8 protein-coding genes are annotated in these 9,307 nt (G+C 55.7%); 4 read left to right on the forward strand and 4 right to left on the reverse strand.

Going from position 1 to position 9,307, the window contains the following annotated elements; genetic code table 11:
* Nucleotides 1-172: 172 nt before the first annotated feature.
* Genes Q669_RS13800 through sbcB form a run of 4 tightly spaced genes read left to right on the forward strand, consistent with a single transcriptional unit; the run spans nucleotide 173 to nucleotide 3,045 of the window.
* Complete coding sequence (locus Q669_RS13800) at nucleotides 173-1,051, forward strand: DUF6160 family protein (protein ID WP_036149777.1); 879 nt, start codon at nucleotides 173-175, stop codon at nucleotides 1,049-1,051.
* 41 nt (nucleotides 1,052-1,092) lie between these two features.
* A complete protein-coding gene (locus Q669_RS20140) occupies nucleotides 1,093-1,323 on the forward strand; it encodes a DUF4160 domain-containing protein (RefSeq protein WP_011786050.1) in 231 nt (76 codons plus the stop codon).
* Nucleotides 1,304-1,546, forward strand: coding sequence for a DUF2442 domain-containing protein (locus Q669_RS13805; protein WP_011786049.1), 243 nt, complete (start codon nucleotides 1,304-1,306; stop codon nucleotides 1,544-1,546). The genes Q669_RS20140 and Q669_RS13805 overlap by 20 nt, the downstream gene beginning before the upstream one ends.
* A gap of 50 nt (nucleotides 1,547-1,596) precedes the next feature.
* Nucleotides 1,597-3,045 (forward strand): exodeoxyribonuclease I, encoded by a 1,449-nt coding sequence (gene sbcB / locus Q669_RS13810; RefSeq protein WP_022992722.1) that lies wholly within the window; start codon nucleotides 1,597-1,599, stop codon nucleotides 3,043-3,045.
* Nucleotides 3,046-3,103: 58 nt separating this feature from the next.
* On the opposite strand, the gene Q669_RS13815 is transcribed toward sbcB, so the two are convergent.
* From Q669_RS13815 to Q669_RS13830, 4 genes are all read right to left on the reverse strand, one after another.
* The gene (locus tag Q669_RS13815) at nucleotides 3,104-6,364 is read right to left on the reverse strand and encodes a DEAD/DEAH box helicase (protein ID WP_022992723.1); all 3,261 of its coding nucleotides are present in this window, start codon (nucleotides 6,362-6,364) and stop codon (nucleotides 3,104-3,106) included.
* Between the two features lie 77 nt (nucleotides 6,365-6,441).
* Nucleotides 6,442-6,828: a type II toxin-antitoxin system VapC family toxin gene (locus Q669_RS13820; protein WP_022992724.1), complete on the reverse strand. Its 387-nt coding sequence runs from the start codon at nucleotides 6,826-6,828 to the stop codon at nucleotides 6,442-6,444.
* 1 nt (nucleotide 6,829) lies between these two features.
* On the reverse strand, nucleotides 6,830-7,069 hold the full coding sequence (locus Q669_RS13825; RefSeq protein ID WP_022992725.1) for a type II toxin-antitoxin system Phd/YefM family antitoxin: 240 nt from the start codon (nucleotides 7,067-7,069) through the stop codon (nucleotides 6,830-6,832).
* 66 nt (nucleotides 7,070-7,135) lie between these two features.
* Entirely contained in the window at nucleotides 7,136-9,139 is a 2,004-nt protein-coding gene (locus tag Q669_RS13830) for a hypothetical protein (protein WP_022992726.1), read from the reverse strand.
* Nucleotides 9,140-9,307: the final 168 nt, after the last annotated feature.

Below are 9,307 nucleotides of genomic sequence, written 5' to 3' on the forward strand. Positions count from 1 at the left end.
CGATGGGCCGGAATATGCACCTCGGTCGGATATAGTCGTGTTGCGGTCAAAAAGAAACAGTTTGTTACAAAGAATAACGGGCCGCATGCCAGCACCGAAATAATAAAACCAGCGGGCAGGCATGGAGTCGGGTGTCGAAACTGACTCACTAAAACAATCAGAGACACAATCTATGACAAAGCAAGCGTACGGATGCGCTGCCCTTGCCATGCTCTGCCTGGGTATTTCGCCCGTTTCCCAGGCAGAACTGGAGCCCATTTCAGATAATGCGATGGGCGAGGTAACCGGGCAGGCCTTTATGCAGATTGAAAATATTCCCGGCCAGAACCATGAGTTCACGCGTATGACGCTGACCATGGATGTGGAGACCCGCGTGAATATTGACGATATTCAGGCCGGCCAGATCAATGGCGGCACGGATTTCTCTGCCACCCACCTGGCCCTTGGTCACATCGCCCGTAACGACGGCGAGGTCTTCAATGGCAAGACCTACAACGCCGGGGACGATATTCCCTTTGAAGCGCGTATGCCCTACATCGAACTGGCGGAAGATGCCGCGGGTCTCGCAGGATTCCGGATGGGGTTCCAGCAAGCGAGGGGTTCGGTGTCGTCCCATACCACCAGCTTCAGCGGTGATATCGGCCTGAAGGTGCAGGACGCAACGGGCGCCGTTTACGATACCTATCTGTTTGATGGCGATGGTGGAGCAGCCACCAACTACCGAGCCTCTCACATTGGTATTGACCCGAACTCCTGTGTTTCCGGAACCAACTGCGCACCGCTCACTCATCTACAGTCATTGACCGTAGGCGAGGATAACGGCAGTACGGATGGCACCATCGGATTCACGGATGCGTTTTTCATCGGCTTTCAGCGCGATGACGGTGTAGCCTGGCAAACGCTGGACGGTGCCAACACCATCGGTGTGGGTAAGGGGGTGTTTATTAACCTGCCTACCAACATGACCGTGGATCTGAGCCAGCTGGTTGGCCCGGACGGCATCGACCGCCTGCGTACCCATCAGTCGGATATGGGTACCAAACTGTTCTAATTGTGGTGGCTAGCAAAGCATAGAAGGGTCGAAAGGCAAGGATGCCGACACTACTGCTGCTCAATGGTTTCAAGTTCTTTTTCTACGCCAATGACCATCCGCCCGCCCATGTTCATGTGCTCCGAGGTGAACGATGGGCTAAGATTGAGTTGTCGACTTTCGCGGTAAAATACAGCACCCTCAAGAATCAGGAATTGAGGGAGTGCCTTAAGATCGTTGAGCGTCATCAATCTGATTTTCTGGAGAGGTGGAATGCCTGGTTTCAAGGGTAAATCCGTTCATATTGACGACCGTCACTTGCACGTGGAGTTGGAAGACGGCCGCGTAATCTCCACGCCTGTGCATTGGTACCCTGAGTTGGAGGCAGCCTCTATTGCGGAGGTGCGTCAGTATCATTTCATCTGCGATGGTACGGGCATTGAGTGGGAGGCGTTGGACTATCACCTGAGCATCGAGGCGATGTTGACGGGTAATGCTCGGCAAAGTGCCGCGTAAGTTTGTTAAACTCCTGCGTCTGACTTTACTTCGGTTGCAGGAGTCTTCCTTTGATCCGCTCTTTCTACTGGCACGATTACGAAACCTTTGGCGTAGACCCGGTTCATGACCGGCCCTCCCAGTTTGCGGGTGTGCGCACCGATGCGGATCTGAATATCATCGAAGACCCGCTGGTGATCTATTGCAAGCCAGCCGACGATTACCTGCCTTCTCCTGAAGCCTGCCTGATTACCGGTATTACTCCTCAGAAAGCGCTGGAGGACGGATTTCCGGAAGCGGAGTTTATCGCCCAGATTAACGCGGCTTTCAGTCAGCCTGGCACCTGCGCCGTAGGCTATAACAGCCTGCGTTTTGATGATGAAGTCACCCGCCATACGCTTTACCGTAATCTCCGGGATCCCTATGCCCGGGAATGGCAGAACGGCAATTCCCGCTGGGACATTATTGATATGGTGCGGCTGACTTATGCTTTGCGGCCCGAAGGTATCAACTGGCCCCGGAAAGAAGATGGCAGCCCGAGTTTCCGGCTGGAAGAGCTGACAGTAGCCAATGGCATTGCTCATGAGGCTGCCCACGATGCCATGTCGGATGTGTTGGCCACCATTGCCGTGGCAAAGCTGATCAAGGAAAAACAGCCCAAGCTGTTCGATTTCGTTCTGAACAACAAAGACAAACATTCCGCGAGGCAAATGCTGGATACCGCCGCTATGAAGCCGGTGTTTCATATTTCTGCCAAATATCCAGCTACAAGAGGCTGTTGTGCGCTGGTGGCACCGTTGGCAGAGAGCCTGAGCAACAAGAACCAGGTGATCGTTTACGATCTCCGGGAAGACCCGGAGGCGCTGATCAACGCCTCGGTAGAGGAAATCCGTGAACGGGTATTTACGTCTCAGGCGGAACTGGGGGAGGGCGTTAGCCGTTTTCCACTGAAAGGCGTGCAATTGAACAAGTGCCCTGTGCTGGCGCCGGCGATCATGCTCTCCACGCTGTCACAGGAGCGGTTGGCCGAGCTGGAGTTAGATGGTGATGTGCTTCGGGCAAATCTGGCCAAATTGCGCAAAGCCCCGGATCTTCCTGCTCGTATTGCCCAGGCATTCGAACAGGATTTTCAGGGCAGCCACCTGACTGATCCCGACGAGCAACTTTACGCTGGCGGTTTTATCAGCAAAGCCGACCGGGAGAAACTCAACTGGTTGCTGACCCAACCCGTGGATACCCTGGCCGAGCAGGAAGTGAGGTTTGAAGACGCGCGCCTGCCAGAGATGCTGTTCCGTTACCGTGCCCGCAACTATCCGGATACCCTGATTGGCGAGGAAATGGAGCGCTGGGAGCAGTTTCGTACCGAACGGTTGATGCAGCCGAAAAAGGGGTGGCGCTCACTGGAGGCCTATGGTCAGGAGCTACAGCGATTGGCGGCTGATACGGAGCTGACGCCCAAGAAGCAGCAGATACTGGAGGACTTACATCTCTATGGCGAATCCCTGATTCCCTATATGTAAGTGGGGTCAGACCTAAAGACATTTGGCGTTGGCGAATGTTCGGGGGGGCTGACCCCTTTTATTTCTCGAATAGGACGGAAATATCGTCGGCGGTAATGGCCGAGCTGAAGGCATCAGCTTTGCCGTACAGACCGTCTGCAAGCTGGCTCTTCCTTGCCTGTAGTGCCTGAATTCGCTCTTCTACCGTGCCTTCGGTAATCAGACGGTACACGAAGACAGGTTTGTCCTGCCCGATGCGCCAGGCGCGGTCTGTGGCTTGTTGTTCGGCTGCGGGATTCCACCACGGATCATAGTGAATAACGCAGTCCGCGGCGGTCAGGTTCAGGCCGGTACCACCGGCTTTCAGGCTGATTAGGAAGACCGGGCTCTCGCCATTCTGAAACCGTTTAACCGGTGTGGCGCGGTCTCTGGTTTGGCCGGTGAGTTTTTCATAGCCTATGCCTGCCGCCTTCAAAGTGGTTTCGATCAGTGCCAGCATGCTGGTGAACTGAGAGAAGATGATGACCTTGCGTCCTTCATCCAGCAGTTGTTCCAACATCTCCATTAAAGCGTCGAGTTTGGCCGAACCGGCGGTTTCTTCCGGGTTAAGCAGAGCGGGATGGCAGCAGATTTGCCTGAGTTTCAGGAGCGCATCCAGTATTTCTATCTGGCTTCTTGCTGCGCCCTTTTCGGCAAGCAATTTGCGAATGCGCTTATCCATGGTGGCGCGGATGGTCTCATACAGATCTTTCTGCTGGCGATTCAGCTCAACGTGACGCACGATCTCGGTTTTTTCCGGCAATTCGGGGGTTACCTGATCTTTCGTGCGCCTCAGCATAAATGGTCGCACCCGGCGGCTCAGCTCCGCATAACGGCTCTGATTGCCCTGTTCTTCAATAGGTTTTCGGTAGTGTTCGCGGAAGATTTTCTGGTCTGCCAGGTAGCCCGGCAGAATAAGATCAAACAGGGCCCATAGCTCCCCGAGGTGGTTTTCCATTGGTGTGCCGGTAAGTGCGATGCGGTTTTCGGCTGGCAGGCGGCGAGCCGCTTTGGACGTCACGGCTGCCGGGTTTTTCAGGTGTTGGGCCTCGTCGAAAAAAGCCAGGCTGTATGACTGGTTCTGGTGCTGTTCCAGATCCCGGTGCAGGAGAGGGTAGCTGGTGATCACCAGATCGGCCTCCGCTACTATGTCGAAGAATGGTTTACGACGTTGGCCATGGATCACCAGGCGTTTCAGTCCCGGGGTGAATTTCTCGGCTTCTGCCTCCCAGTTGGCAATAAGCGTGGTCGGGCATACCACCAGAGCAGGCGCGGTAAGCCGACCTGCGGTTTTTTCGGCCTGAATGCAGGCTAGGGTTTGCAGGGTCTTGCCCAGGCCCATATCGTCGGCAAGAACGCCACCGAGCCCGAATTCTCGCAGGAACATCAGCCAGTTCAGGCCATCTTGCTGGTAGTGGCGCAGGTCTGCCCGAACCTCTGAGGGAACTGGCACATGGTTCAGTGCCTGAAAAGACGTGAGTTTTTCGCTGAGGTTGCGCAATTCTGCGTTGCTTTGCCAGTCTGCCGCCAGATCACCCATTACCTGTGCTGCATCCAGTTTCGGCAGCCTTAGTTTGCCGCCACGTTCTTTCCCTAACAGGCTCAACAGGGTTCGGGCCAATGGTCGGATGCGGTCTGAAACAACCCGGATGAGGGCGTCGCCGTTGTGGAGCCAAAGGGTTTCAGGCAAGGCATCGTCACTGTCATTGTTGAGGTCGAGATAAACCAGGGCCTGTTGTAGTAGCGGAATCAGGTCAATCTGTGTGCCGTTGTAGTCAATACCCACTTCAACATCAAACCAGCCTGGCGATTCTTCATCCGGCTTCAGGCTGCCGTGCAGCTGGTCTATTTCAATAACCGGTACATCAAAACTCTCGTCCATTTCAATTTGCCAGCCGCCTGCATCCAGTCGCGGTAAATCGAAGGCAATGAAATCCAGCCACTGGTTACGGGTTGGCAAGGTGAAATCGAGAAAACTGCCATACGGTAGCGCATTAACCATGTCTGCTTCGAGATGATCGGTCATTGTTCCCGCCATTTTGAAATCGGGCAAATCACGATGTAGCCATTCGATTTCCGCATCCTCATCCCGAATGACCAGCAACGGTCCATTGTTGCCATCAACCAGAACCCGGGGTTCCTGTTCCGAGAACGCTACCCGGTGGCCTTCATAGCTGAACATTAACCTCGCCATTAGCAGTGGCAGTGCCCCGGGGGCGGGATGCTGAAGGCTGTACAGCTGCAGTATCGGCTGGGGTGCTGCCTGCACCATGGAGGGCACCTGGAAAGATTCAGGCAGAACGGCGCCGGCTTTTTCCAGTATGGGCGCAAGATCTGGCAAAGCCTGCTGAAGCTGGCTTTCCGCCAAGGGAGGGCACTGTTGCAGAAGCGCTGTAGTGCGGGCATCCAGCGAGTTCTCCACCCGCCCGATCAGGAGCTCTTTTTCGTCCAGATAGTAGGCGGGCGAGGTGTTCAACAGCCGGATGTGTGACGGGAGCGCCTTGCTGACCAGTTGCCAATGTTGTTTATCTGGCAACTGCACCCACTCAAAGCCGGATTCTAGAGTCTCTCCGAGTTGAAGCGGCGGGTTTTGAGTGGATTCCAGAAAGAAGCGGCTGGTTTTCAGCGCCGATTCAATAAAATAGGCGCCCGTGGTCCCCTCCAGAACCGGTGCAACACGAAATGCTGTGGGCAGGGCGTTTAACCATGTGAGCGGTGCTATATCGCTCTCTCGCAGGTATTTCGGGCGATCGTATTCAAGGTTGGTACGGCTCCACACGGTGGTTTTGGAGCCACTGGAATATTCTCCCGATTTACGACGCCGAACCTTGTTCACTGACAGGCTCTGCTGGCTGCGGTGCGGCTCTACGTGGAGCAGATACGCCAGACACTCAGGGTTGGAAGCGGTGTCGATCGAACTGAAAACTGAGGCCGCCTGTTCCAGCCATGTTTCCGCTGTCGGGTATTTGTATCGTGTATCGGCTTCCGGTTCGTATTTTTCAGCGCTCAGGCCTGCTTCGTAATTGGCCTGAAGTATAACGGCCGCCGCATGCTTACACCGGAACCCCACCGGGCAACTGCAGAAGGTGTTTATTTTTCCGGGCAGGTAGCGGTCGAACCGAACCTCGGTGATATAGAGCTGGCGCTGGCTGCCAGAAACCTCCGCTCGCAGCACCTGTATGCTCATGCCTTCGGTTTCACGAACCAGGTTTTGTACCCGGCCCTGGCTGAAATAGCGCTTGCCTCGTTGCAGGCTGTTGGCGTCAAAGTTGAGGTTCAGGTTTGCTTGCGAGACTTGCATGGCTGAGAGCGGGCACCGGTAGATTCAAAAAAGGGAAAGCTACCGGAAACCCACTGTGTGCTCAAACGAATTTGGGGTTAGACCATACGAACAGGGCCGGGGTACCGAGCAACCTGTTCATCTGAGGTTATCAGCAAGAACCCCTCGGTCTCGGCCTGGGCAACCAGAATTCGGTCGAAGGGATCCTTGTGAATATCAGGAAGGTGGCCTACCGCCAGTGTGTGTAGCGAGGTGATTGGTAATTCAAGATAGCCGTTATCTACAAGTCCCCGCCTCAGTAAGTGCGGGTCAACACGAAAATCCGGTCGGCCCAAGCCGTTTTTGATGACGACTTCCCAAAGGCTGGCAGCACTGAAATACAAGCGATGTTCTTTGTTGCTGATCAGTGCTTTTGCCTGCGGGGATAGCTTTGAGGGCTCCGCTGCCGTCCATAGCAGAAGGTGAGTGTCCAGAAGCAGGTTCACGTCAGCCGCCGAACATTTCGGTTATGTCTTCCTGCCCCATCCGGTCAAAGTCATCCGGCACAGTAAATTCCCCAGCCATAAAGCCAATCCGTTTCTGCTGGCTATCTTCCGGTGAATCGTAAGCGGAAACACGGGCAACGGGTTTCCCTGCTTTAGCGATGATAAAAGCCTCACCTTTGGCAGCACGGGCAACCAGTTGTGATAAACGCGTTTTTGCTTCGTGCATGTTGACAGATTCCATTGTGCTCTCCGATCGATTAGCTAAGCTTGTTTAGTTTAGCATTTTCGGGCTGAACTCACTACCGTATTACCGCCTCCGCTGGAAATACACGCTCAGGTTCTGCCCCATCAGGCTTTGAACTTCACTACCCAGGGCTTCCGCCTGGATCTGTCGCTGTACCGGGCCGGTGGCCAGGCTGTGGCCATCTTCATCCCGGGCTTTAATCAGCTTCCACTCAACTTCATTGCTCACCAGGGCCAGCAGTTCTTTGAGCTGGTTGGCATCCTGCGGCCGGAACCATCGATCGCGGCAGCCGCCCAGGCTGTAGAAGTCCTCGTCCTTCAGCAGCTCTGTCCAGAGGGTATCTTGCCGGTTGGCCAGCACCATCCTGCGAAGCTGCCGCAAGGCGGTGCGAGTGGGTTGGAGGTTGTGTTCTGCGATCAGGCGTCGAATCTGTTTGTCGCCCTGGGTTTGCTCGGCCAGCGCCGTGTGCATGTGCACAATGGCACCGGTGTTCGAGGCAGTATTGATCAGCGCGGCCAGAGAAAGCGCGGTCATGGCCGGTGAGGGCACACGGCCCACTTCCACCCAGTGGACCTGGTGACCATCGGCCACAAAACGCTGGGCGATGGACCAGGGCCAGAACACGATGTTGTCCATGTTCAGGCTCTGGGCCATGCGGGTGCCTTTGGCGATATTGGCCAGGGATTCATCAACTGCAATCACTTCCACATCGTTCAGGTATTGCGCCAGTTCCATGGCTCGCTGGCCAGACTGAGCGCCGCACACCATAATCCGCAGCGTGGCGGGGAGATTGTCGGTGTTCAGGCCGAGTTCCTGCGCCACCACGGCTTTCAGGCTGGTCTCCGTGCGATAGGCCAGCTGACTCCACGCCGGCCATGCCTGGGGCACATCGGTTTTCTCCAGGCAGAGTTCCTCGGCTTTTTCGTCAAAATTCTGCTTGATGGCCTCTTCTTCCGCCCGGCTGTAGTAGCTGGCTGCCATCATGGGTTGCATGGCCAGGGGCCAGTCCACCAGGTTCCATTGGCCAAGTTGTACTGCAAAGTTCTGGTGGAAGAGTGCGCCATACATGGCACTGATCATCAGCGAGCCAATCAGGGCCTCTTGAGGTTCGCCCACTGCAAATTGCGCCATGATGCTTTCATTGATGGTGGCCGCCAGGCGTTCTTCATCGTCTTCCGCGGCCAAAGCGAAGCCGGTGCGGTCGGCGTATTCGGCGATGGCCAGGCAGAGGGGCTGCAGTTCGTCCCTCAGGCTGGCCGTTTGAGCGACCTCTGCCATGATGGCGCGGCGCAGCAGCACCACCAGTTCTTCCACGGCGGCATTGGGCATCAGGGTTTTCTGGAGCGCCAGGATTAGCAATTCATCTTCTGCTGCGGCATCCAGGAAGATTTCGGCGTTAGGGTTATCCAGGTCGTATTGCTGCTGGATGATTGCGCCGACAAAGTGGCCGATTTCCTGGTGTGGCAGACCTTCCTGCCGAAGCAGGGCAATGGCGTCCAGCGCCAGATCACTGTCGGCTTTGTGAACCTGAAGGTGCTGGGCACAGGTAAGCATGCCGGAATAGACAGAGTCCCATTCCGATCCGCTTTGGAGTAACTTGCGGTAGTGCAGATAGGCAACATCAAACTGGCCTTGCAGCCGTTTGGCATGAGCAACGCCGCAGAAAGCGGCGGCAGATTGCCGGTCGCATTCCAGTGCCTGCAGGAAATACTCCTCCGCCAGGGCGGGGCGCTCGCTCTTCAGTGCCCAGTAGCCCAGGTTGCAGTATTGTTGGGCCTGCGCCGGTTGCCGATTGAGACTGGCATTGAACAGGGCATGGGCCTTTTCAAGCTGGCCGTCGTCCATCTCCACTCGCCCGAGCAGACCAAGGGCCGCTGCGTGATCGGCCTCCAGCGCCAGCGCCTGATTCAGGTATTCCCGGCACTCATTCCGCGCCTTCAGCCGCTGAATGTAGGAAAGCCCGTTGCTGTTGGACTCGCCGTACGCCAGGTTTGCCTGGAGCACCAGGCGCGCGACCTGAGCCTGAACGGAGCGGGAAAGATGCGCGTTATGATGTTGTACTTGCATGGAACACCTCGTTACCAGCCAATATCCGAAGCGGCAAAGGTCTGCAGTTTTTTGACGGTTTGCCGGGGTTTGGGGGAGGTGTTGCGAAAGGTGTGCCAGTTTTGACTGAAAATTTGAATTCAGGGCACTTCTATGTAAGTTGGTATGTTACCTGAATCAGTGACTTCG

It is taken from the genome of Marinobacter sp. C1S70 (assembly GCF_000475355.1).
GTDB classification, from domain to species: Bacteria; Pseudomonadota; Gammaproteobacteria; order Pseudomonadales; family Oleiphilaceae; genus Marinobacter; species Marinobacter nauticus.